Source organism: Specibacter sp. RAF43, assembly GCF_052114065.1.
GTDB lineage: Bacteria > Actinomycetota > Actinomycetes > Actinomycetales > Micrococcaceae > Specibacter.
Genome location: NZ_JBFREA010000002.1, coordinates 38,955 through 59,630 on the forward strand (window position 1 = coordinate 38,955; position 20,676 = coordinate 59,630).

Below are 20,676 nucleotides of genomic sequence, written 5' to 3' on the forward strand. Positions count from 1 at the left end.
GATGAGCGAGGACATGGAGCCGATTCGCAGTCGCCGGGAGTGGCGGCAGGCACAGTCGGAGCAGGGCGCAGGCACCGGCGAGTACCCGTCGGTGCCATTCGTCCCTGCCCCCGAGCCGGTCGATCGGCGCGGCCGCCGGACCCTGCCCGCCCCCCAGAACGACGCCGACGCGCCCGCCCCGCGCGAACGATCCTCCCAAACGCGTGCCCGGGACCGGGCTGCCCTGCGCGTCTTCAAGGAACTGGCGGAGCCGGCCCAGGATGCGCCCCTGCCCTCCCGACGCGCCATGCGCCAGGCCCAGCTGGAGGCCGAACGCGCTCCCGTCACCAGCCTCACACCAGTGGTGCCGCAGGCGAATGCCCCCGTCACCAGCCTCATCCCGGTGGTCCCGCTGGCCAAGGGCCCGGCCACCGGCCTGACCCCGGTGGTTCGGTCCGGAAGAGTCCCGGCCGGACCCGCCCCGGAACCCCGCACCGCCGGCCGGGCCCCGGAATCCTCCGTGGCACCGCTGCCGGTGCTCCCCGAGGCGCACCCGGCACCGCTGCCGGTGCTCCCCGAGGCGCCGGAGGGACGCCGCTTCGGCCGGCGTGCCGCCGGCGCGCCCGCGGCCGGCCCCATGCCGTCGGCCACGGCCGGCCCGACGTCGGCCACCGCGGCCGGTTCACCGGCGACTCCAGTCGGTGCCGTGGCGCAGGCTGCCGCCCGCCCGCCGGCCGCGACCTCGCGTGCCGCCGCCCGGTCCGCCGCCAATCGGGCGGCCGCCACCCAAGCCGCCGCCACCCGGCCGGCCGTAAGTCCGGCCCCAGCCACTGAACAGGCCGCCCGCCCGGCCTCCCATCCGGCCCCCGCCGCACAACCGGCCGACCATCCGGCCCCCTCCGCACAACCGGCCGGTGCCGGGGCGCCGCAGGCAGCAGCAGTGCCCGCACAACCGGCGCCCACGCGCGGCCTGGTCCCGGGCGGGGCCTACCATCCCGTGACGGTCGGGCCGGGGTCGCTGATCAAGCCCGCGACGCCGACGCCCAGCGCCGAGGAACTCCAGGCCCTGGCCGAGCAACGTGCGCAGGCCGAGCGGGCCGCCGTCCTCAGCCAGCGCGCCCAGGCCAAGGAACGCCTCGCCCAGGAGAGCGCCAGGAGCCGGCGCACCGCCACGGATCCCACGGCCGCGAACAACCTGGCCATGGTCACGCCGCTGGAGTTCATGGAGGTGCCCGGCCTCAGCCAGCCTGTGCTGCGCCCGCCCACGACTACGCACGTGCCGATCGTCACCCGGTCCACCCCGAAACAGTCACGGAGCAGGGCCAAGCCCGCCGCGCCGTCGTCAGCCAGGGAGGCCAACGCCCAACGCTTCGATGCCGCCCTGTCCGCCGGGCAGGTCCGCCGTCCCGGCCCCGGGCACCGCCCCCTCACCGGCGGACACAGCACCACGCTCAAGCGGGCCCAGGCGATGGCCAGTGAGCAGCGTCGGCCCGCTACGGCACCGCCCGCCCCGGCGCGCGGGGAGGTCACCCGGACCCAAATGCCGCCCATGCCGGCCGACTACGCGCACGGACTGGAGCCACTGGACGCGGTGACCGCCGGGCTCGGCCGCACGCAACGAAACCTGCTCATCCAATGGGGCAGCATCATTCTTGGCGGTGCGGCACTGCTTGTCGGGGCCGTCATGATCATCACCGGCCTGGCACACTAGGACCGGATCTAGCAAAGGAACGCATGTGAGCGCTACAGAAAAATCGATCGAAATGGTCCGGGCCGCGGCCCGGGCGGCGTCGGAGAAGCTCGCCAAGGACGTAATCGCCATTGACGTGAGCGACCGCCTGGCCATCACCGACATCTTCTTCATCGCCTCGGCCAGCACCGAACGCCAGGTCAACGCCATTGTGGACGGAATCGAGGACGAACTCCACAAGTTCGGGATGCGTCCGGTGCGTCGCGAAGGCCGTTCCGCCGGGCGCTGGGTCCTGCTTGACTATGCGGACATCGTCGTTCACGTCCAGCACGAAGAGGACCGGATCTTCTACGCCCTGGAACGCCTCTATGCGGACTGCCCGATCATCGATTTGCAAATGGCCGAGTCCGACCCCTCCGCCCGGCGCACCGCCGAACCGGTACAGGCTGACTGATCCATGGGTTTGTGGGCGTGAGCGCCGTGGTGGCGGCACCGTCATCCCCGGCCCGCCGGCCCGCCGATCCCCGTCGGCGGGTCGTTTTTTGGCGGCACGGGCGCACCGAATGGAATGCCGCCCGGCGCTTCCAGGGCCAGACCGACATCCCGCTGGACGACATTGGTGTCCGGCAGGCGCGGCGGGCCGCGAAGCTGCTGGCCGGAAAGCTTGCTGCGCAACATGACACGGCCGGTGGACCGTTCGTGCGGATCATCTCCTCCGACCTGTCGCGCGCCCATGCGACGGCGGCGGCCCTCGCCGCCCTGACGGGTTGCGGCGTCACCCGGGACGCACGGCTGCGGGAAACGTTTGGCGGCGAGTGGGAGGGCCTGACCTTTGAGCAGATAGAGGCGCGGTACCCGGCGGACCTCAAGCGGTGGCAGGCCGACGACCCGCTGGTGCGCGCCGGCGGCGGGGGAGAGACGCGCGTGGAGGTGGCCGACCGCATGGTCGCGGCCATTCTTGAAGCCGTGGACGCCGTGCCCGCGGGCGGAACGCTGGTGGTGGCCACGCACGGCGGCGCCACCCGGGTGGCGCTGGCGAAAATGCTGGGCCTGCCCCTGGACCTGTGGCGGACGCTGTCGGGGTTGTCCAACTGCCACTGGTCGGTTTTGGAGCAGTCGCAGGCGTCCGTGGCCGGTGCCCGGGAATGGCACTGGCGGCTGACCGAGCACAATGTGGGCACCCTGCCGGCACCCTATGAGGCGCCCGAGGACCTGGCCGAGCCGGTGGAGGATTAGGCCGGCACGCCGCCGATTTGGCAGCCGACGAAAACCTGTTCTAAGATGGACAAGTTGCTCCGGCCAGTACCGCCTGGTCCACCGTGATTCGCACCTGATTCACACCGGTCGGAGAGACAAGTTTGGGGCTGTGGCGCAGCTGGTAGCGCACCTGCATGGCATGCAGGGGGTCAGGGGTTCGAGTCCCCTCAGCTCCACCAAACTGGTCGGCAGTGCCGGCACGTTTGCATCAGACGAACATCTGTAGTTTGGGGCTGTGGCGCAGCTGGTAGCGCACCTGCATGGCATGCAGGGGGTCAGGGGTTCGAGTCCCCTCAGCTCCACCAAGGCGGACAGGGTCCGGGCCTTGTTCCGTGCAACACGGGACAGGGCCCGGCCCTTTTTCGCGTCCCGGACTCCACGGATTCACCGGGGTCCATGCGATTCCCGGCTGGATGCCGCCCGCCCCGAAGGAATGCCCGCCCGCCATGCTGATACCCGATCCCGCTTCGTGCCCGTGCCACAGCGGTGAAAGCTACAACGGTTGCTGCGGCAGGTTCCTGGGCCCGGCCTCGAAGACTGCCCAAGCATCCGGCACGGCCCCCGGATCCGGGAAGGCCCCGGCGTACCCGCCCACGGCCGAGGCGCTGATGCGCTCCCGGTACACGGCCTTCGCCACCGGCCGGGTCGACTATCTGCTGAAAACCTGGCACCCGGACACCCGGCCCGCCCGCCTGGAGCTGGACGCGGACCAGCGCTGGTACCGGCTGGAGATCCTGGCCACCAGCGGCGGCGGGCCGTTTGACACCGCCGGGGTGGTGGCATTCCGGGCGGCCTTCCGCCAGCACGGCGTGCGGGACGTGCTGACGGAGACCAGCCGCTTCGTGCGGATCGGGCGGCAATGGCTCTATGTGGACGCCCTTGACGTCCGCTAGCGCCTATTCGTCGTCGTCGGTGCGCGGTTCCAGGGTGGCGGGTCCTTCCTCGCTGGCCTCGGCGAGGGCGCGGCGGGCGTGCAGGATGTCGCCAATGAACCAGTCGTAGAGCAGGACGCCGATCACGCCGCCGATCAGCGGGCCGATGATGGGCACCCAGAAGTACCAGCTGAAGGAACCCGCCACGGTGCCCGGCAGGGCCACCTCGCCCCAACCGGCCATCCAGGCGAACAGGCGCGGGCCAAAGTCACGGGCCGGGTTGATGGCGTATCCGGCGTTCGCGCCGAACGACATGCCGATCGCCGCGACGGCGATGCCAATCATGAACGGGCCCAGGTTGGCCTTCACGGCCGTGTTCCGCAGGTCGATGATCGCCACGACGAAGATGACCAGGAAGGCGGTGCCCACAATTTGGTCGATGAGCGGGATGATCAGGTTGCCGTGGAAGTACGGGGCCGGGAAAGTGGCGAAGATGGAGTAGGTGGCCAGGCCGCCGGGTTCGGACCGGGTGGTCTTGGCGGCGGCGTTGAACGCGTCAATGGCGTTGAAGTACACCACGTACAGCAGGGCGGCCGCCGCAAAGGCTCCCACCACCTGCGCGGCAATGTACGGCAGGACCTTGTTCCAGGCGAACTTGCGCCGGACCGCGAAGGCCAGCGTCACCGCCGGGTTGATGTGGGCGCCGCTGACGCCGCCGGCCACGTAGACCGCCAGGGCCACGGCCAGGGCCCATCCCCAGGTGATCAGCAGCCAGTCCCCGGCCGCATTGAAAATGGTGGTGTCGGTGGCGGCACGGCCGCTGCCGGGAAGTGCGGCGACGGCCATGGCCACCACGCCGTCACCAAAACAAATCAAAACAAACGTGCCCAGGAATTCAGCCAGGCATTCTCCCCAAAGTCCGCCCACACGTTTCAATCCGCTTCCTTCACGGACCGTTCGGCGTAACGGAGTGATTTCACTCATGATGCACATCCTTTATCTCGATAAATACATATCCGTGACGAGGCGGCTGCCCCCATTCTACGACCGGCGTGAGATAAGCCACATGTACTATTTGTCACACCGGGCGCCGGTGGGGGCGACGGTAGAGTGGGGGCGAGCCACAGAAAGAGCAGCATGGACCCCGTTTTTGACTTTTCCCGCCTGCGCCGGTTCCCGGACATTGAGGCTTCCAACCTTTTTGCCCACGACGCCACGGACGAGCTCCTGCTGTGGGAGTCCGCCGGCCCGTTGGCCGAGCTCGCGGGACGGGACGACACCGGATCCCTCGCCGTTGTGGGGGACCGCTACGGCGCGCTGACCCTCGCCGCCGCGCAGCTGCACGGCCTGACCGGCATCCGCGTCCACCAGGACCCCCTGTCCGGCGAACTGGCCCTGGCGGCCAACGCGGAGGCGCTCGGCCTGGCCGGCACCTTTTCCTCCCTGCCGCTGACCGGGGACCTGTTCACCGGCGTTGGCCTGGTCCTGTGGCAGCTGCCGCGCAGCCTGGCGGAGCTCGAGGAAACGGCCGATCTCATCAGCCGGTTCGCGCCGGCGACCGTGCTGGTGCGGGCCGGCGGCCGCGTGAAGCACATGACGCCCGCCATGAACGAGGTGCTGGGGCGCTACTTTGGCACCGTCACGGCCGGACGGGCCTGGCACAAGTCGCGCCTGCTCACGGCGACGGGCCCAACGACGGGAACGGCGTCGGGCTTTCCCCGCACGGAATACAACGACTCCCTGGGGCTGTGGCTGTGCGCTCACGGCGCCACGTTTTCCGGGACCAAACTGGACATCGGCACCCGCTTCCTGCTGGACTTTGAACCCCACATGCGCCCCGGCGCCGCCGTCGCCGTGGACCTCGGCTGCGGCAACGGCGCCGTGTCGGCGGCCCTGGCCACGGCCCGGCCGCGGCTGCGCGTCCTGGCCACCGACCAGTCCGCGGCGGCCGTTGCCTCCGCGGCGGCCACCGCGGCGGCCAACGGTCTCGCCGGGCGCATCACCGCCGTCCGCGACGACGCCATGGCCGGCTTTGCCGCCGGCAGCGCCGAATTGGTGGTGCTCAACCCGCCGTTCCACGTGGGCGCGACGGTGCACGCCGGGATCGCCCTGAAGCTCTTCGACGCGGCCGCCCGCGTGCTCGCCCCGGGCGGGGAGCTGTGGACGGTGTACAACCGGCACCTGGACTACCTGGCCCAGCTCCAAGATCGCGTGGGCGCCACCACGATCCAGGGGCGCAACGCCAAGTTCACGGTGGCGCGCTCGGTCAAGCGCCCGGTCACGCGCTTTGTCGCGCAGGGGTAGGGGCGGGGCCGGCCCGCGGCGGCGCGCCTGACGGGCCGGCCTTCCTGTCGGCACCGCCCGGGCAAGGTATCCTGTCAGCTGGATGTAGGGGGACCGCCAGCGAGGCTCCCCACTATCTTGATACCTGGCCTAGGAGACACATTGGGTGCACCGGAGACCGGTTTGCCACAGCGGCGTCGCGGCACGAATTTGCCCAAGATGGGCGACTTCAACCTGGCCGTCATCCTTGACTCCATCCGCCGGGCCAAGCACGGGTTGAGCCGGGTCGAACTGGCGGCCTCGACCGGCCTGGCCGCCCAGACCGTCTCCAACATTTGCCGCCGGCTGCTGGACCAGGGATTGATCGTGGAGGCCGGGAAGGAAACGTCCGGTCCGGGCAAGCCCCGGACCATCCTGCGGTTGAACCCGCGGGGCATGTTTTCGGTCGGCGTGCACATTGACCCGGCGGTGACCTCCTTTGCGCTGATGGATGCGGTCGGCACAGTGCTCGAATTCATCGAGGCACCCACCGACCTCACCTCCGCCCCGGCGGCCGCCGTCGCCGCCATGGGCCGGCGGATCGCCACCATCATCACCGACTCGGGCGTGGATGAATCCCGGATCGCCGGCGTCGGGGTCGCCACCCCGGGCCCGGTCGACGCCGCCCGGGGCACCGTCGTGGAACCTCCCCACATGCCCGGCTGGACCCGGGTCCCGGTGCGGGACATCCTGGCCGAGGTGACCGGGCTGCCGGTGGTGATGGACAAGGACGTGACCGCGGCGGCCGTGGCCGAACTGTGGACCGGCACCACCGGGAGCGCGGCGAATTTTGTCTATATCTACATCGGCACCGGCATCGGCGCCGGCCTGGTCCTGGGCGATGAGGTGGTCCGCGGCTCCTCCGGCAATGTCGGGGAGATCGGGCACATCATCGCCGACCCGGACGGCCCGGACTGCGATTGTGGGCGCCGCGGCTGCATCAAGGTCAGCTGCATGCCCGAAACCCTGGTCGCCGAGGCCCGCGCATTCGGGGTGCTGCCGGCGGCCGGTCCGGAGCGGCCGGGCTCGCTGCCCGCGGATCTCGCCGCCCTGGCCGCCGCCGCGGACGGGGGAGACCCGACGGCCGCGGCCATTTTGTCCCGCTCCGCCGGCAGGATGGCCGGCGCCGTGTCCGTGCTGACGAATTTTCTGGACGTGGAGCGCGTCGTGTTTGGCGGGCCGCTTTGGCCGCCGCTGTCCGCCACCTACCTGCGGGAGATCCCGGCCCTGCTGCACCGGCTCAGCGTCACCACCAAGGTCCACTCCCTGGATGTGACCGGCACGCGCGTGCGCACCGGCGGCGGCGCCTTCGGTGCGGCCGCCCTGGTCATGGAGTCCACGTTCGGCCCCAATGCGGCCGCGCTGCTGCTGGATGCCAAGGCGTAGGCGCCTTAGTCCACGCCCTCGACGACCTCGCCAAAGGGGATGGTCTCATCAATGTGCGCCTGCACCCAATGGGGGAGCAAGACCACCCGCACCCCGTGGCTTTGGTCCGCGTTTGATTGCTGCAGCACGGGCTTGACCGTGGCGATGAAGTCCTCGTCCCTGTCCTGCAGGTATTCCACATACGCGGCTGGCAACTGTTTCATGCTCACACCCTAGCCGCGCCGGGGCCCGGACAAAAGAGGTTGCAGGAATTGCTTGTTAATTCGGTGGACACCTATCTTTACCCCGGTTCATGACTCAAATGTGCGGACATATTACGTAAAAGGGTGCCGAAATTCGGCCAACTGATTTGCATCCGGAGCCCGGCGTCCTAGACTGAAGCCACGTTTATTGCCAACGTGTGTCAGCGATCCTTGCTTTTCAAGGATGTGGGTGCCCCCATGTGGGCCTGACATTTGCTGCGGGAGTACACCGGCGGTGCGCGCTGTTTTTCGCCGCGCCCGTGCCCGGTGGCTGCCGTTCCTGACCTGACTACGCCAAGGAAACGCAAATGTCCCCTCCCATCCCGTCACGGGCGACCGTGCCACCGGCCGCCGCCACCCCCGTCGCCCTGTCCTATGAGCTCTTCCCGCCCCGCAACGCCACGGCCGCCGCATCCCTCTGGGCCACGATCCGCGAACTGGAGGGCACCAACCCGGACTACGTCTCCGTCACCTATGGTGCCAGCGGCAGCAACCGGGACACCGCCGTCGAACTGCTCCACCGCCTGCTCACCGAAACCTCGCTGCGACCGCTGGCGCACCTGACCTGCGTGGGCAACACCGCCCATGACCTGGCCGGGGTCATCGCCGAGCTGCTCGACCACGGGGTGCGCGGCATCCTGGCCCTGCGCGGGGACCTCCCGCAGGACCCCGCCACGGCGCGGCCCCCGGGTTCGCTCACGTACGCCCGGGACCTCGTCGAGCTGATCCGGCGCGTGGAACAGCGGCGCTCGGCCATGCTCTGCGCCGGGAAGGTGGCGATCGGGGTGGCCGCCTACCCGGCCAAGCACCCCGAATCGCCGAGCATCGAGCACGACGTGGAGGTGCTGCTGGCCAAGCAGCGCGCGGGGGCCGACTTTGCCATCACCCAGGTGTTCTTCCACGCCGACCAATACAAGGGCCTGGTCGCCCGGGCCCGGCGGGCCGGGGTCAGCATCCCCATCATTCCCGGCGTCATACCGCTGACCAGCCGACGCCGGCTGGACCGCCTCGCCGCGCTGACCGGCGTCGCCCCGGACCCGGCCCTGCTGGACGCGCTGGGCCGGGCCGGCGACGCCGTCGAAAGCCGCCGGATCGGCGTCCGGGCCACCGTGGGCCTGGCCCGGGACGCGCTGGACGCCGGGGCGCCGGGCATCCACCTGTACACGTTCAACGAGCACGCCGCCGCCTTGGCCGTGCTGGAGGCGCTGCAGCTGCCCCGCCCGCCCGCCGTCGTCCGGCGGTCCGTCCGGCCCCAGCTCGTGCGGGCCTGAGACTGCCGCGCCCCGGAACCCAACAACCGTCAAAACCGCGAAGGATCCATTCCATGTCACACACCACCCCCGCATTCCCCTCCGCCTCCCTGCTGGGATACCCGCGCATCGGCCGGCGGCGCGAATTGAAAAAGGCCGTTGAGGCCTACTGGGCCGGCCAGCTTGACGCCGCCGCCCTGGACGCCGCCGCGAAGGAAATCCAGCTGGTCACGGCCCGCCGCCTCGTTGACCTCGGCCTGACCGAGCCGGCGGCCATCCCCGCCACCTTCTCCTACTACGACCACGTGCTCGACGCCGCGACCCACCTCGGTGCCGTCCCCGCCCGGTTTGGCAACCTCCTCAACGCCGCCGGCGTGCTGGACCTTGACGCCTACTTCACCCTGGCCCGCGGCACCGCCGCGCAGCAGCCGCTGGAGATGACCAAGTGGTTTGACACGAACTACCACTTCCTGGTGCCCGAGATCGGCCCGGAAACCGCCTTCTCCGTCACGTCCAACCGGATCGTGGAGGACTTTGAGTTCGCCCGGCACAAGGGCATTCAAACGCGCCCCTACCTGGTGGGTCCGGTGACGTTCCTGCTGCTGAGCAAGGCCTCCGACGCCGCCCCGGCCGGCTTCAGCCCGCTCTCCCGCCTGGAGGACGTGCTCCCCGTGTACGCCGAGCTCCTGGCCCGCCTGGCCGCCGCCGGCGCCACGTGGGTGCAGCTGGACGAGCCCGCCCTGGTCACCGACCTGGACGTGCCCCTGGCCGAGGTCCAGGCCGCCGTCGCCCGCGCCTACGGTGTTCTGGCCGGCCGCACAGCCCCGGCCCGTCCGGCCGTCCTGGTGAGCACCCCCTACGGGGCGCTGACCGAACTGCTGCCCACGCTGGCCGCGTCCAGCATTGACGCCCTGCACCTGGATGTGTTCAAGGGCGCCGTTCCCTCCGCCGCGGAGCTGGCCCTGCTCGCCGGCAAGACCGTGGTGGCCGGCGTCGTGGACGGGCACAACATCTGGCGCAATGACCTCGCCGCCTCCGCCGCCAAGCTGGACGCCCTGCGCGCCGCCGGGCTGCGGGTGGCCGTCTCAACGTCCACCTCCACCTTGCATGTCCCGCACGACGTCGACGCCGAGGTTGCGCTGCCCGCCCAACTCCGCGGCTGGCTGGCCTTCGCGGACCAAAAGGTCACGGAGGTGGTGACGCTGGCCGCCCACCTGGACGACCCGGCGTCGTCCGCGTCCGCCATCACCGCCGCCGGCGCCGTCATCGCCTCCCGCGCCGCGGCCGCCGGGGTCCGGCGCCCCGAGGTCCGCGCCCGCCTGGCCGCCCTGACCACGGCCGACTTCAACCGCTCCGGCTACGCGGCCCGCGCGGCCGCCCAGGAAAGTGCCCTGCACCTGCCGCCGCTGCCCACCACCACGATCGGCTCCTTCCCACAGACCGGCGAGATCCGATCGGCCCGGGCCCGGGCCGCCACGGGCGCCATCACGGCCGCGGACTACGCGCAACTGATCAAGGATGAGATCAAGCGGGTCGTTGCGCTGCAGGAGGAGCTCGGCTTCGACGTCCTGGTGCACGGGGAGCCCGAGCGCAATGACATGGTGCAATACTTTGCCGAGCACCTGGAGGGCTTTGACGTCACCGCCCACGGCTGGGTCCAGTCCTACGGCAGCCGGTGCACGCGACCGTCCATCCTGTGGGGGGACGTGGCCCGGGCGCAGGCCATCACGGTGGAATGGGCCGCCTACGCGCAATCACTGACCGCCAAGCCGATGAAGGGCATGCTGACCGGTCCCGTCACCATCCTCGCGTGGTCCTTTGTGCGCGACGACCAGCCGCTCGGGGAGACCGCCAACCAGGTGGCCCTGGCCCTGCGCGATGAGATCGCCGACCTTGAGGCCGCCGGCATCAAGATCATCCAGGTGGACGAGCCCGCCCTGCGCGAGCTGCTGCCGCTGCGCCGCGCCGACCAGGCCGACTACCTGGACTGGTCCGTGAACTCGTTCCGGCTCGCCACCGGCGGCGCCGCCGACGGCACCCAGATTCACACGCACCTGTGCTATTCGGAATTCGGGGCCATCATCGACGCCATCGACGGCCTGGACGCCGACGTCACCTCCCTCGAGGCCGCCCGCTCCCGGATGGAGGTCGTCGGCGACCTCCAGGCCCACGGCTTCGGCCGCGGCGTGGGCCCCGGCGTGTATGACATCCACAGCCCCCGCGTCCCCGGCCGGGCCGAGGTCACCCAGCTGCTGCGCACCGCGGTCCTGCACGTCCCGGCCCGCCAGCTCTGGGTCAATCCGGACTGCGGCCTGAAGACTCGCGGCTATGCGGAGACCGAGGAATCCCTGCGCAACMTCGTGGCCGCCACCAGGGAGGTCCGCGCCCAGCTCGTGTAGGTCGCCGCGGCCATGGCGGTCGCCGCGGCGGTCCTCGCGTTCCCATTGGTTCCTCCACAGGCGGACCCGGCGCCGGGGCCGTGCACTTTCCGGGATTGGGGGCTGGTTCCGGGCCCGCAGGTCGCTAGGGTCGAAGGGACAGGCGGGGCACGGCCCGCCGACGGAACCAGCACTGAGGCGGGCGTGGTGAACGTACCGGAGTTGACGGAAGCGCCCGGCGGGGACGGCCCCGCCGGGCGGCCCGCCGCGGCGGGGGCCGACGCGGTGGGGGCAGCAGCGGCACGGTACAACGCGGGGGCCGGAAGCGGCCTCGATTCACCGTCTGCGGGTGTGGCCGGGCCGTGCCGGGAATTCGTGGCCGTCCTGGCTGCCGCCTTTGACGCCGGGGAGCTGGCCCGGGCCGCCCGGGAATTCGCCACCTCGGAACGGCTGGCCGCGGCAACTCCCCCCGTATTTGCCGCCCGGGGGACCCTGCCGGGGCCGGACAGCGCCGCGGCCGCCGTGATCGACGCTATCCGGCAACTGGAAGACGTCAAGAATGCCGCGTCCGCCGCGCAGGCCCGGGCCCAGGTGCTCTTTGCGAGCCTGGAGAAAACACGGCAGGTGGCGGCGGGTCTGAAGGGCGCCGCCGTCGGCCGCGGCATCGGCGAGCAAATCGCCCTGGCGAGGCGGGAATCGCCGGCGATGGGCAAACGGCATCTGGCCACGGCCTCCCGTGTGGTGCAGGAAATGCCCCGAACCCTGGCGGCCTGGTCACACGGGGTCCTCAATGACTACCGTGCGCACATCATTGCCGACGGGACCGAGTTCCTCTCACCCGAACAGCGGGCCCGGGTCGACGCCGCCATTGCCGGCCATCCGGACGAGCTGGAAATGCTGGGCAACAAGAGACTGGCCACGGCCGTCAAGGCGCTGGCCTACCAAATGGAGCCGGCGGCCTTCGTCAAGCGGCAGGAAAAGGCCGCATCCGAACGCTGCGTCACTCTCCGACCGGCCGCCGATGGCATGACCTACCTCAGCGCGCTGCTGCCCCTCAAGCACGGCGTTCGCGTGCTGAAGTCCCTGACGGCGGTGGCCGGCTCCGCCCGGAGTGCCGGGGACCGGCGAACCAGGGGACAAGTGATGGCGGACGCCCTGGTGCACCGTCTCACCCGCCACGGCCTCTGCCCGCCCGGAGCCGACGCCCGGACCACGGTGACCTCCTCGGCGGGCGCGGCGGTGGACCTGGACTTGTGCACGGCCGTGGGGGAGTCGGGGATCGCGCTCGATCTGATCATGACGGACCGGGCCCTGTTTGACGGCGCCGCCGATCCCGCCATCTTGACCGGCTACGGCCCCATTCCCGCACCCCTGGGACGGCAAATGGTGCTCAACACCGCCGGCCGGGCCCAGGTGTGGCTCCAGCGGCTGTACACGCACCCGGACACACAGGCCCTGATGGCCATGGACGCCAAGAGCAGGCTCTTCCCGGACGGGATGAAGCGGTTCCTGTTTGACCAGGACCAGCTGTGCAGCACGCCCTGGTGCGATGCGCCCATCCGCGACTACGACCACATCAAGTCCTTCGCGGACGGCGGGACCACCACGCCCGCCAATGGCCAGGGCCTATGCCAGGCCTGCAACCTGGCGAAGGAGGCGTTGGGATGGCGGAGCACGCCCACCGGCGGGGACGGTGAGGGCGGCGGGGAGCCGCCCGGAACCACCATCACGACGCCCACCGGCCACACGTACCGCGCCCGCAGGCTGCCGCTGCCGGGCACGGCACCGCCGGAATGACGGCGGGGAAAGAGTAGATTGTGTGCATGAGCGAACAGGTCGCCGGGACGCCGGCTGCTGCAGGAGACCACCGCATCGACCGGGACGTCGCGGCCGCCAGGGCCGCCTACGACTCCGGGGCAACCCGGCCGCTGTCCTGGCGGCTGGACCGGTTGCGGGCCATGAACCGGATGCTGGTGGAGCGGCGCGGCGAATTCGCCTCCGCGCTCGCCGCCGACCTGGGCAAGCACCCGTCCGAAGCCCTGCTGACCGAGCTGGGTTTTCTCATCGGGGAGATCGCCCACACGGTCAGGCACCTGCCCGGCTGGCTGGAGCCCCGCCGGGCGACCGTGCCGTTGTCGCTGCGGCCGGGCACGGCGTCCGTCGTGCTGGAACCGCTGGGCGTGGTCCTGGTCATTGCGCCGTGGAACTACCCCATACACCTGGTCCTGGCCCCCGTAATCGGCGCGCTCGCGGCCGGCAATACGGTGGTGGCCAAGCCCAGCGAGCTGGCGCCCAACAGTTCCGCCGCACTCGCCCGGTGGGTGCCCGAATACCTCCCGGGGGCCGTGTGGATCGTCGAAGGGGGCGAGCCGGAAGCCGCGGCCCTGCTCGAACAGCGCTTTGACCACATCTTCTATACCGGCAATGCCCGGGTGGGACGCATCGTCATGGCGGCGGCCGCCAGGCACCTGACCCCGGTCACCTTGGAGCTCGGGGGAAAATCACCGGTCTACCTGGACGGCACCGTGGACATGCGGACGGCCGCCGCGCGCATCGCGTGGGGAAAGTTCATGAACGCCGGCCAGTCCTGCGTGGCTCCGGACTACGTCCTGGGCACCGGGGAAGCGCTGGAGAAGCTGGCCGCGGAATTGCCCGCCGCCATCCGGTCCCTCTATGGAGACGAACCCCAGCACAGCCTGGCCTACGGGCGAATGGTCAGCGACACCGCGTTTGGCCGTGTCGCCGGGATGCTCGCAACCGATCTGGCGGCCGCCCCGGCCCATCCGCAGGGCACCCTGGTCATCGGCGGGCGCACCGACTCATCCACCCGCTACATCGCCCCGACCGTGGTGCATGCCGCGGCTGGATCCGCGCTGATGCAGKAGGAGATCTTCGGACCCGTGCTGCCTCTGGTGACCGTCCAGTCCGCGGCGGCCGCCATCGACTTCATCAATGCCGGCGAGAAGCCGCTGTCCCTCTATGTCTTTAGCAAGGACCCCGGCGTGCGGCGGGCGTTCACCGAACAAACGTCCTCGGGCGCCCTCAGCTTTGGCGTGACGACCGCCCACCTGTCCGTCCCCGAGCTGCCGTTTGGCGGCGTCGGGGCCAGCGGGATGGGCGGCTACCACGGCCGGCACTCCGTGGACACGTTTTCCCACCACAAGGCCGTACTGGAAAAGCCCCTCGCCCCGGACACGCTGCGGTTCATCTACCCGCCGTTCGGGCCCGTGAAGAAGCGGCTCATCCGGCAGCTGGCCGGGCCCCTCCGGAAATTCCGCAAGGGCTAACGGGGGCGGGCGTCAAGGCGCGGGTTCCAGCGAGCTGGTGCGCGTGAGGTCGTGCAGAATGCCGGCCAGCCTGTCCACAAACACCTCGATGCGTGCGGTGCGCTTATCGTTGATCAGCAGCGCAAAAATATTGCGGGCCAGCCGGATCTCCGGAACGTCCAGCACCACCACGTCGTCCGGACGGTGCTGGAGGGCCAGCTCGGGGACCAGGGCCGCGCCCAGGCCCACCGAGGCAAGCTGCAAGCTGGCGTTGAAATCATCGCTGTAGGCGGCGACGCGCGGGTGGAGGCTGCAGCTGGCGAAGAGCCGCTCAATGACGGTGGCGTCGCTGGTGCCCGGATGGTGCATGATCCATGGCATGTCCGAGAGCTGTGCGGCGGCCACCTTGGCGCCGGGCCGGATGCCCCACGACTTGGGGAGCACCACCCGGAAGTTGTCGTCGCCAATCCACTGGCGGTTGATGGTGTGCGGCCAGGCCAGCCCGGACTGTCCCACCTGGTAGACCAGCGCCACGTCAAGGTCGCCGCCGATGCGCAGGCCCGCGATGGTTTGCTGCGGCTCACCGACGGAGACATGCAAGTTGATGCCCAGATCCGGCCACTCCTGGCTGCGCAGCAGGCGGGGGAGCACATAGGTGGCCAGGGAGGGGAATATCCCCAGCCGCAACTCCTGGCTGGTGCCCTGCTCCGTGCGGGAGCTGGCGGCCAACAGGGCGTCAATGTCGGTGAGGACCTTGGCGGCATGGCGGGTCATCACGACGGCCGCGTCGGTGGGCAGCACGCTGCGGGCCGAGCGGTGAAAGAGTACGACTCCCGTGTCCCGTTCCAGTGCCGACATCTGCTGGGACACCGCGGAGGCCGTGTATCCCAACTGGGTTGCGGCGCCGGCAAAGGATCCGCGGCGCACCACCTCCAGGAGGGTTTTCAGATGGATCGGGTTGATCACCGCGTGCTCCTTCTCGGATCCTGGTCGGGGCTTTTCTGTAAGCATAGGCGGCGCAACGGGGCCGCACCGCGCGCCGGGGACGGAGCCGGCGGCGACACGCCGATGTCCCCCGACACGCCGTCGTGAATTAAGTGCTTAAGTACTCCACAGGCTGTGGACATCCCGGGGCGAATCGTTGGATTTTCGGCGCTTTTAAGCCCGCCGGGCTGTGGACGAACGGTGCATAAAATGACATACTTGTAATACATCATCTTGGGGTCACTGCCGGAAGCCTGCACTACATGTAGTATCAAATACAGAAATTCGGCAACACCAAGCACCACCTAAACAGCACCGAGCAACCATGGGATCGCATCCCAAACCGCTGACGAGGCCACGACGCAAGCGCTCCGGCCCGCACGGCAGCGAGCAGGCCGTCCGGGGCAACAACTGGTTCTTCCAGAGCAGTATTTTCAGACAAGGGGATCTTGATCATGACCGTCACGGTTTACACCAAGCCAGCATGTGTCCAGTGCAACGCCACCTACCGGGCACTGGACAAAAAGGGCATCACTTACCAGAGCGTGGACATCTCCACGGATCCGGAGGCCCTGGAGCGCTTGCGCGGCCTTGGCTACATGCAGGCGCCCGTCGTCGTGACCGACGCCGACCACTGGTCAGGCTTCCGCCCGGACAAGATCGCCGAAATCAACCAGGGCGCCGTATCTTCGGTAGCCTGACCGCCGGCGGGCAAGTAGTCCCGCCCGCCAGATAATTTCACGTGCCGCGAGTGCACACAGGTGGGGCTGACCGTTAACTGGTCGGCCCCACACCAGCAAGTAAGTACCGCAGGAAGCGATGTGAATGTCAGCCGTTGCAGCAGCAAGAGCTGTCGAGCGGACGATCGGGCGGCACACCAGCCGCCGGTTGATTTACTTTTCCTCCGTCTCGGCGAATACCCACAGGTTTGTCGGGAGGCTCGGCCTGGATGCGGCACGCCTGCCGGTCTACACCCATGACGAGACCCTGATCGCCGACCAACCCTTTGTCCTGGTCCTGCCAACGTACGGCGGAGACTCCGGGCATGGGGCCGTGCCAAAGCAGGTCATCAAGTTCCTCAACGTCGAGCAGAACCGGGGCCTGATTCGCGGCGTCATCGGCGCCGGGAACACGAACTTTGGCGAAACGTATTGTCTGGCCGGGGACATCATCTCGGTCAAATGCAAGGTACCGCATCTCTACCGTTTTGAACTGATGGGCACGTCGGAAGACGTGGACCGCGTTCACGAAGGATTGGAAGAATTTTGGACACGATTGTCGCAGAACAAGACAAGCCAGTGAAGGCAGCCAAGGCCATGCCGGCAGCATGGGAGGGATTGGGCTATCACGAGCTGAACGCCATGCTGAATTTGTACAACGCCGACGGCGAGATCCAGTTTGACGCCGACCGGGCCGCCGCCCGCCAGTACTTCCTCCAGCACGTGAACAACAACACCGTGTTCTTCCACGACCTGGAGGAGAAGCTGGACTACCTGGTGAAGAACGAGTACTACGAGCGGGAAACCCTCGACCAGTACACGATGAACTTCATCCGGGACCTGTACCACCACGCGTACAAGAAGAAGTTCCGCTTCGAGACCTTCCTGGGCGCGTTCAAGTTCTACACGTCCTACACTCTGAAGACCTTTGACGGCAACCGCTTCCTGGAACGCTACGAGGACCGCGTGTGCATGGTGGCCCTGCACCTGGCCCGCGGCGACGAGAAGCTGGCCCTGAAGATGGTCGATGAGATCATCGAGGGCCGCTTCCAGCCCGCCACCCCCACCTTCCTCAACGCCGGCAAGCGCCAGCGCGGCGAGCTGGTCTCCTGCTTCCTGCTGCGCATCGAGGACAACATGGAGTCCATCGGCCGCTCCATCAACTCCGCCCTGCAACTGTCCAAGCGCGGCGGCGGCGTGGCCTTCGCGCTGACGAACATCCGCGAGGTGGGCGCCCCCATCAAGCAGATCGAGAACCAGTCCTCCGGCGTCATTCCCGTTATGAAGCTCCTGGAGGACAGCTTCTCCTACGCCAACCAGCTCGGGGCCCGCCAGGGTGCCGGCGCGGTGTACCTGCACGCCCACCACCCGGACATCAACCGCTTCCTGGACACGAAGCGGGAGAACGCCGATGAGAAGGTGCGCATCAAGACCCTGTCCCTGGGCGTGGTGGTCCCGGACATCACCTTCGACCTGGCCAAGCGCGACGAGGACATGTACCTGTTCTCCCCGTACGACGTCGAAAAAGTCTACGGCGTGCCGTTCTCCGACATTTCGGTCACCGAGAAGTACTACGAGATGGTCGATGACTCGCGGATCAAGAAGACCAAGATCAAGGCCCGCGAGTTCTTCCAGACCCTCGCCGAGATCCAGTTTGAATCCGGCTACCCGTACATCATGTTTGAGGACACGGTGAACCGGGCCAACCCGATCGACGGCAAGATCATCATGAGCAACCTGTGCTCGGAAATCCTCCAGGTTTCCCAGCCGACCAGCTACCACGACGACCTCTCCTACGCCGAGACCGGCAAGGACATCTCCTGCAACCTGGGCTCGCTGAACATTGCCAAGACCATGGACTCGCCGGACCTGGGCAGCACCATCGAGACGTCCATCCGCACCCTGACGGCCGTCTCGGACATGTCCAACATCACCAGCGTGCCCTCCATCGCCAGGGGCAATGACCAATCGCATGCCATCGGCCTGGGCCAGATGAACCTGCACGGCTACCTGGCCCGGGAACGGATCCACTACGGCTCCGAGGAGGGCCTGGACTTCACCAACATCTACTTCTACACCGTGGTGTACCACTGCATCCGGGCGTCGAACCTGATCGCCATGGAGACCGGATCCACGTTCGCCGGCTTCGAGAAGTCCAAGTACGCCACGGGCGAGTTTTTCGACAAGTACACGGATGCCGAATGGGTGCCCCAGACCGCCCGGGTGGCCGAGTTGTTCGACGGCATCCACATCCCCACCCAGGATGACTGGCGCGCGCTGAAGGACTCCGTCATGGAGCACGGGATCTACAACCAGAACCTGCAGGCCGTCCCGCCCACCGGCTCCATCAGCTACATCAACAATTCGACCTCGTCCATCCACCCGGTGGCCTCGAAGATCGAGATCCGCAAGGAGGGCAAGCTCGGGCGCGTGTACTACCCGGCCCCGTACCTGACCAACGACAACCTGGAGTACTACCAGGACGCGTACGAGATCGGCTTCGAGAAGATCATCGACACCTACGCCGCGGCCACCCAGCACGTTGATCAGGGCCTGTCCCTGACGTTGTTCTTCAAGGACACCGCCACCACGCGTGACATCAACAAGGCGCAGATCTACGCCTGGCGCAAGGGCATCAAGACCATCTACTACATCCGGCTCCGCCAGCTCGCGCTGGAAGGGACCGAGGTGGAGGGTTGCGTCTCCTGCATGCTGTAGCACCACATAACTGAAGAACACGACGGCGGGACCTTCCGCCGTCGAGCGCAGTAGGGATTTAAAGAATTGAAGGGCCAAGCTCGGCAAAGCGTGGCCCTTCAAAGTCCCGGAGACCGAGACATTTCCAATCCCTTGGAATGTTGAGTCTATAGGAGCAGTCCGCTTTCTGTCGAAGGCGCTCCTTCCGGGCATAGCCCCAAGGAAGGAATTTACGATGACCCCAGTCATCCGGCATACGACATGCCGCACGATCCGCATCATTGTCCGGCCCCGATAGCCGGGCCGTTGGATCAATTGACTAAGACTCAACGAAAGGAGGATCGCCGATTATGGCCAAAGGTTCATATCGCAGCGCAAAAACTGGCCGCTACGTTACCGAGAAGTACGGAAAGTCACACCCGAGTAAGACTGTAAAAGAGTCGAAGTAATAGATTAATTTCACTTCTCAGGAAGTGTTCCAGGCGGGGCGAGCGGCAGTGCATGGAAGGCCATGAACTGCCGCTTACCCCTGCTTGGAAGGCCCGAAAATGTGCGGATACTCGTACAATGAACGGCGTCTATTTTGGTTCGGTTCAAGGCAATGTGTAGGTATGGTTTAAGGGAATCAGTCCAAACTGCCCGAGAAGGAAACATGACACCGGAAAAGCTGAAGTTGGCGAGCCACGTTGTGGCCATCAACTGGAACCGCATCGAGGACGAGAAGGACGTGGACGTCTGGAACCGCCTGGTCAACAACTTCTGGCTGCCGGAGAAGGTGCCGCTGTCCAACGACATCCAGTCGTGGGCCACGCTGACCCCGGAGGAGCAGCTGCTGACCATGCGCGTGTTCACCGGCCTGACCCTGCTGGACACCCTGCAGGGCACGGTGGGCGCCGTCTCGCTGATCCCGGACGCCATCACCCCGCACGAGGAGGCCGTCTATACGAACATTGCGTTCATGGAGTCGGTGCACGCCAAGAGCTACTCCTCGATTTTCTCCACGCTTTGCTCCACGAAGGAAATCGACGAGGCCTTCCGCTGGTCGGTGGAGAACGTGAACCTGCAAAAGAAAGCGCAGATCATTGAGTCCTACTACTACGGCGACGACCCGCTCAAGCGCAAGATCGCCTCGACGCTGTTGGAGTCCTTCCTCTTCTACTCCGGCTTCTATCTGCCCATGTACTGGTCCTCGCGGGCCAAGCTGACCAACACGGCCGACCTGATTCGCCTGATCATCCGTGACGAGGCTGTGCACGGCTACTACATCGGCTACAAGTACCAGAAGGGCCTGGAGAGTCTGTCCGAGGAGCGCAAGGCGGAGCTGAAGGAATACACCTTCGAGCTCATGTTTGAGCTCTACGAAAACGAGGTCCAGTACACGCACGATCTCTATGACTCCGTGGGCCTGGCCGAGGACGTCAAGAAGTTCCTGCACTACAACGCCAACAAGGCGCTGATGAACCTCGGCTACGAGGCCATGTTCCCGGCCGCCGTCACCGACGTGAACCCGGCCATCCTCTCCGCGCTGTCCCCGAATGCCGACGAGAACCACGACTTCTTCTCCGGCTCCGGCTCCTCCTACGTGATCGGCAAGGCCGTCAACACCGAAGACGCCGACTGGGACTTCTGACCCG

General features: G+C 67.9%; 17 protein-coding genes and 2 tRNA genes. 16 read left to right on the forward strand and 3 right to left on the reverse strand.

The genetic code is table 11. The features are described from left to right. The first annotated feature begins 1 nt into the window (after nt 1). The 6 genes from AB4Y80_RS01780 (at nt 2) to AB4Y80_RS01805 (ending at nt 3,819) form a co-directional block, all read left to right on the forward strand. Nucleotides 2–1,690, forward strand: coding sequence for a hypothetical protein (locus AB4Y80_RS01780; protein WP_442211583.1), 1,689 nt, complete (start codon nt 2–4; stop codon nt 1,688–1,690). A 25-nt stretch (nt 1,691–1,715) separates the two neighbouring features. Beyond that, nucleotides 1,716–2,123: a ribosome silencing factor gene (gene rsfS / locus AB4Y80_RS01785; RefSeq protein ID WP_442211584.1), complete on the forward strand. Its 408-nt coding sequence runs from the start codon at nt 1,716–1,718 to the stop codon at nt 2,121–2,123. Between the two features lie 17 nt (nt 2,124–2,140). Beyond that, on the forward strand, nt 2,141–2,905 hold the full coding sequence (locus tag AB4Y80_RS01790; RefSeq protein WP_442211585.1) for a histidine phosphatase family protein: 765 nt from the start codon (nt 2,141–2,143) through the stop codon (nt 2,903–2,905). A 124-nt stretch (nt 2,906–3,029) separates the two neighbouring features. Beyond that, nucleotides 3,030–3,105, forward strand: a tRNA-Ala gene (locus AB4Y80_RS01795). A 50-nt stretch (nt 3,106–3,155) separates the two neighbouring features. Next, nucleotides 3,156–3,231: transfer RNA gene (locus AB4Y80_RS01800), tRNA-Ala, on the forward strand. Nucleotides 3,232–3,372: 141 nt separating this feature from the next. Then, complete coding sequence (locus AB4Y80_RS01805) at nt 3,373–3,819, forward strand: YchJ family protein (protein ID WP_442211586.1); 447 nt, start codon at nt 3,373–3,375, stop codon at nt 3,817–3,819. Nucleotides 3,820–3,822: 3 nt separating this feature from the next. On the opposite strand, the gene AB4Y80_RS01810 is transcribed toward AB4Y80_RS01805, so the two are convergent. Next, the gene (locus tag AB4Y80_RS01810; protein ID WP_442211587.1) at nt 3,823–4,782 is read right to left on the reverse strand and encodes an MIP/aquaporin family protein; all 960 of its coding nucleotides are present in this window, start codon (nt 4,780–4,782) and stop codon (nt 3,823–3,825) included. Nucleotides 4,783–4,935: 153 nt separating this feature from the next. On the opposite strand from AB4Y80_RS01810, the gene AB4Y80_RS01815 reads away from it, so the two are divergent. Both AB4Y80_RS01815 and AB4Y80_RS01820 read left to right on the forward strand, forming a co-directional pair. Continuing rightward, nucleotides 4,936–6,102, forward strand: a complete 1,167-nt coding sequence (locus AB4Y80_RS01815) for a class I SAM-dependent methyltransferase (protein ID WP_442211588.1) — start codon at nt 4,936–4,938, stop codon at nt 6,100–6,102. 198 nt (nt 6,103–6,300) lie between these two features. Next, entirely contained in the window at nt 6,301–7,506 is a 1,206-nt protein-coding gene (locus AB4Y80_RS01820; RefSeq protein ID WP_442211703.1) for an ROK family transcriptional regulator, read from the forward strand. A 5-nt stretch (nt 7,507–7,511) separates the two neighbouring features. Here AB4Y80_RS01820 and AB4Y80_RS01825 read toward each other — a convergent pair whose 3' ends face one another. Then, nucleotides 7,512–7,709 (reverse strand): hypothetical protein, encoded by a 198-nt coding sequence (locus AB4Y80_RS01825; protein ID WP_442211589.1) that lies wholly within the window; start codon nt 7,707–7,709, stop codon nt 7,512–7,514. A gap of 347 nt (nt 7,710–8,056) precedes the next feature. On the opposite strand from AB4Y80_RS01825, the gene AB4Y80_RS01830 reads away from it, so the two are divergent. The 4 genes from AB4Y80_RS01830 (at nt 8,057) to AB4Y80_RS01845 (ending at nt 14,663) form a co-directional block, all read left to right on the forward strand. Next, a complete protein-coding gene (locus AB4Y80_RS01830; protein WP_442211590.1) occupies nt 8,057–9,019 on the forward strand; it encodes a methylenetetrahydrofolate reductase in 963 nt (320 codons plus the stop codon). A 53-nt stretch (nt 9,020–9,072) separates the two neighbouring features. After that, nucleotides 9,073–11,397 (forward strand): 5-methyltetrahydropteroyltriglutamate--homocysteine S-methyltransferase, encoded by a 2,325-nt coding sequence (gene metE / locus AB4Y80_RS01835; protein WP_442211591.1) that lies wholly within the window; start codon nt 9,073–9,075, stop codon nt 11,395–11,397. Nucleotides 11,398–11,580: 183 nt separating this feature from the next. After that, nucleotides 11,581–13,173, forward strand: a complete 1,593-nt coding sequence (locus AB4Y80_RS01840; RefSeq protein WP_442211592.1) for an HNH endonuclease — start codon at nt 11,581–11,583, stop codon at nt 13,171–13,173. A gap of 26 nt (nt 13,174–13,199) precedes the next feature. Next, on the forward strand, nt 13,200–14,663 hold the full coding sequence (locus tag AB4Y80_RS01845) for an aldehyde dehydrogenase family protein (protein ID WP_442211593.1): 1,464 nt from the start codon (nt 13,200–13,202) through the stop codon (nt 14,661–14,663). 12 nt (nt 14,664–14,675) lie between these two features. On the opposite strand, the gene AB4Y80_RS01850 is transcribed toward AB4Y80_RS01845, so the two are convergent. Then, complete coding sequence (locus AB4Y80_RS01850; protein WP_442211594.1) at nt 14,676–15,608, reverse strand: LysR family transcriptional regulator; 933 nt, start codon at nt 15,606–15,608, stop codon at nt 14,676–14,678. Nucleotides 15,609–16,081: 473 nt separating this feature from the next. Here AB4Y80_RS01850 and nrdH point away from each other — a divergent pair, with 473 nt between their 5' ends. The 4 genes from nrdH (at nt 16,082) to nrdF (ending at nt 20,672) form a co-directional block, all read left to right on the forward strand. Further along, entirely contained in the window at nt 16,082–16,327 is a 246-nt protein-coding gene (gene nrdH / locus AB4Y80_RS01855) for a glutaredoxin-like protein NrdH (RefSeq protein WP_442211595.1), read from the forward strand. A gap of 124 nt (nt 16,328–16,451) precedes the next feature. Beyond that, entirely contained in the window at nt 16,452–16,928 is a 477-nt protein-coding gene (nrdI, locus tag AB4Y80_RS01860; protein WP_442211596.1) for a class Ib ribonucleoside-diphosphate reductase assembly flavoprotein NrdI, read from the forward strand. A gap of 14 nt (nt 16,929–16,942) precedes the next feature. Next, complete coding sequence (nrdE, locus tag AB4Y80_RS01865; protein WP_442211704.1) at nt 16,943–19,063, forward strand: class 1b ribonucleoside-diphosphate reductase subunit alpha; 2,121 nt, start codon at nt 16,943–16,945, stop codon at nt 19,061–19,063. Nucleotides 19,064–19,694: 631 nt separating this feature from the next. Continuing rightward, nucleotides 19,695–20,672, forward strand: a complete 978-nt coding sequence (gene nrdF, locus AB4Y80_RS01870) for a class 1b ribonucleoside-diphosphate reductase subunit beta (RefSeq protein ID WP_442211597.1) — start codon at nt 19,695–19,697, stop codon at nt 20,670–20,672. Nucleotides 20,673–20,676: the final 4 nt, after the last annotated feature.

Bases quoted from the DNA above. Each gene is read 5' to 3' on its own strand.
- AB4Y80_RS01780 (WP_442211583.1), top strand. From the start codon at position 2: ATGAGCGAGGACATGGAGCCGATTCGCAGTCGCCGGGAGTGGCGGCAG.
- AB4Y80_RS01805 (WP_442211586.1), top strand. From the start codon at position 3,373: ATGCTGATACCCGATCCCGCTTCGTGCCCGTGCCACAGCGGTGAAAGC.
- AB4Y80_RS01810 (WP_442211587.1), bottom strand. From the start codon at position 4,782: ATGAGTGAAATCACTCCGTTACGCCGAACGGTCCGTGAAGGAAGCGGA.
- AB4Y80_RS01815 (WP_442211588.1), top strand. From the start codon at position 4,936: ATGGACCCCGTTTTTGACTTTTCCCGCCTGCGCCGGTTCCCGGACATT.
- AB4Y80_RS01820 (WP_442211703.1), top strand. From the start codon at position 6,301: ATGGGCGACTTCAACCTGGCCGTCATCCTTGACTCCATCCGCCGGGCC.
- AB4Y80_RS01825 (WP_442211589.1), bottom strand. From the start codon at position 7,709: ATGAAACAGTTGCCAGCCGCGTATGTGGAATACCTGCAGGACAGGGAC.
- AB4Y80_RS01830 (WP_442211590.1), top strand. From the start codon at position 8,057: ATGTCCCCTCCCATCCCGTCACGGGCGACCGTGCCACCGGCCGCCGCC.
- nrdH (WP_442211595.1), top strand. From the start codon at position 16,082: ATGACCGTCACGGTTTACACCAAGCCAGCATGTGTCCAGTGCAACGCC.
- nrdI (WP_442211596.1), top strand. From the start codon at position 16,452: ATGTCAGCCGTTGCAGCAGCAAGAGCTGTCGAGCGGACGATCGGGCGG.
- nrdE (WP_442211704.1), top strand. From the start codon at position 16,943: ATGCCGGCAGCATGGGAGGGATTGGGCTATCACGAGCTGAACGCCATG.
- nrdF (WP_442211597.1), top strand. From the start codon at position 19,695: ATGACACCGGAAAAGCTGAAGTTGGCGAGCCACGTTGTGGCCATCAAC.